Genomic DNA, 253 nt, shown 5'->3' with positions numbered 1-253 from the left:
CCCCCCATTTAGGCACAATGCGCCGCTGTCAAAAAATGACTAAAAACCGACGTTTCATCAGCGTCGGTTATTTTTTGCTTCAAACCAATCATTCATACCAAGAGGCCGGGCTTCGTACCGGATAGATATTTACTAAAAATCGACAGTTGTTGTCGCTGAGGAATCCAAAAAAATGGGGCAATTTTTTGCTTACGCGACGGTTATCACCGTAAAGGAGAATGACCATGTCGCATAACGTTACTCCAAACACCTC

At 43.9% G+C, this 253-nt stretch carries 1 protein-coding gene; it reads left to right on the top strand.

Going from position 1 to position 253, the window contains the following annotated elements:
- The first annotated feature begins 172 nt into the window (after positions 1-172).
- A complete protein-coding gene (gene yoeI, locus SB847_RS21665; RefSeq protein ID WP_010723108.1) occupies positions 173-235 on the top strand; it encodes a membrane protein YoeI in 63 nt (20 codons plus the stop codon).
- Positions 236-253: the final 18 nt, after the last annotated feature.

The organism is Bacillus sp. SIMBA_026 (assembly GCF_046535335.1).
Classification (GTDB): Bacteria; Bacillota; Bacilli; order Bacillales; family Bacillaceae; genus Bacillus; species Bacillus velezensis.
This window is presented reverse-complemented; position numbering and strand designations above follow the sequence as displayed.